The organism is Catenulispora pinisilvae, assembly GCF_015356865.1.
Classification (GTDB): domain Bacteria; phylum Actinomycetota; class Actinomycetes; order Streptomycetales; family Catenulisporaceae; genus Catenulispora; species Catenulispora pinisilvae.
Genome location: NZ_JAAFZA010000480.1, coordinates 1 through 1,805 on the forward strand (window position 1 = coordinate 1; position 1,805 = coordinate 1,805).

Here is a 1,805-nt window from a genome sequence, read left to right on the forward strand (position 1 = left end):
CGGCCACACCGCCCCGTACGATCAAAGTTCGCTCCGCCTCGCTCACCGGGTGCGGCCTGCCCGCCCCGCACCGCCTGTCCGCCCGAACGGCGCCGTCGCACGTGTCGCCCGCCGCCGCGCGTCGTTGTATCGCAGTGCACTTAGCCATCCTGAACTGGCGCGACCCCTGGCAGCAGACCGCCGGGGGAGCGGAGTCCTTCGCGTACGAGGTCGCCCGCGGCTTCGCCGAACGAGGCGACACCGTCGACTTCCTGACGTCCCGCGAACCGGGCCAACCACGCCGCGAGACCCGCGACGGAATCAGATGGCTGCGACGCGGGGGACGCTGGTCGGTCTACCCAGCCGTCCTCGCACAATTGATCAGGGCTCGATTATGCGGGCCCGCATACGACTTCGTGATCGACTGCCAGAACGGCATCCCCTTCTTCTCCCCGCTGGCCCTGTCCCGACGCCGCACCGGCCTCGCGCTCGTCGTCCACCACGTCCACGACGAGCAGTTCGGCACCCACTTCAGCCGCCCGGTCGCCGCCTTGGGACGCTGGCTGGAGGGGCCGGCGGCGCGGCGGGTCTACCGCCGGCACCAGGCGGTGGCCGTATCGGAGTCCACCATCGCGGCGATGCGGACCCGGCTGCGCTGGACCGGGCCGATCGTGCTCGTACCCAACGGCGTTACGAGAGAAGGGTTTCCGGCCTTGTCTTTAACTCCAGTCTTAACTCCAGCCTTAACCCTGGCCTTACGCCCGGCCTTACGCTCAGCCTCACCTCTAGCCCCATGTTCGGCCGCCCCCCTGGTGCCTCCTCGACTCGTCGCGGTCGGCCGACTGGTGCGCCACAAGCGCCTGGAACGCATCGTCCACCTCGCCGACGACCTGGCCGAGACCTGGCCCGGCATCGAAGTCCACATCGTCGGGCGCGGCCCCGACGAGCACCGGATCCGCGCCGCCGCCGCCCTGCTCCGCCACCCCGCCCACGTCCACATCCACGGCCACCTGCCCGCCGAGGCCAAGAACGCGCTGGTGGCGACGTCCGCACTCCACCTGTCCGCCTCCCAAGGCGAGGGCTGGGGCCTGTCGGTCCTGGAGGCCGCCGCGCTGGGCGTGCCGACCGTCGCCTACGACGTCGACGGCCTGCGCGACGCCATCCGCGACGGCGTCACCGGCTGGCTCGTCGCCCCCGGCGGCACGCTCGCCGACACGGTGTCCTCGGCGCTGAAGGAACTGGACGCCGACCCGGCGCTCGCCTCCGAGATGCGGTCGTCGTGCATCGCGTGGGCCGCCGAGTTCGACTGGGACCGTACCCGCAACGCGATGGCACAGTTGGCGGTCAGGAACTCGCGCAGCCCCGGCACCCGCACGATCGCGTGAGCCCACGCGGGGTGATAGCGCGGGAAGACCGCCAGGGTCTGCACCTCCCCGTCCCGCTCGGCCTCCCGCACCCACCGCAGCACCCGCCCGACCGAGAGCGGGAAGAGCGACGTGCCGTACCGATTGGTCGGGGGAGCGCCGCGCCGCCGCTCATACCGCCGCGCCGCCCACTCGCCCCCGAGGTAGTGCCACGGCGAGGTCTCGTGCCCGCCCAGCGGCCCCAGCCAGTTGGTGAAGCACACGAACACCACCCCGCCCGGCCGCGTGACCCGCACCATCTCCTGAAGCATCCGCCGCGGCTCCACCACATGTTCGAGCACGTTGGACGAAAAGCAGACATCGACGACCCCATCCCGCACCGGCAACGCCGCCGCATCGCCACACACATCCCCGACCGCCCGCAGATCCACCGACAGGTACTGAGCCCCCTGTCTCTTATAC

1 protein-coding gene and 1 pseudogene are annotated in these 1,805 nt (G+C 71.4%); one reads left to right on the forward strand and one right to left on the reverse strand.

What is annotated here, in order from left to right; genetic code table 11:
- The first annotated feature begins 134 nt into the window (after window positions 1-134).
- Window positions 135-1,364, forward strand: a complete 1,230-nt coding sequence (locus IZR01_RS49030) for a glycosyltransferase family 4 protein (RefSeq protein WP_194927873.1) — start codon at window positions 135-137, stop codon at window positions 1,362-1,364.
- 254 nt (window positions 1,365-1,618) lie between these two features.
- Here the strand turns inward: IZR01_RS49030 and IZR01_RS54655 are convergent.
- A pseudogene (locus IZR01_RS54655) lies at window positions 1,619-1,774 on the reverse strand (methyltransferase domain-containing protein); the annotation flags it as partial.
- Between the last annotated feature and the right edge of the window lie 31 nt (window positions 1,775-1,805).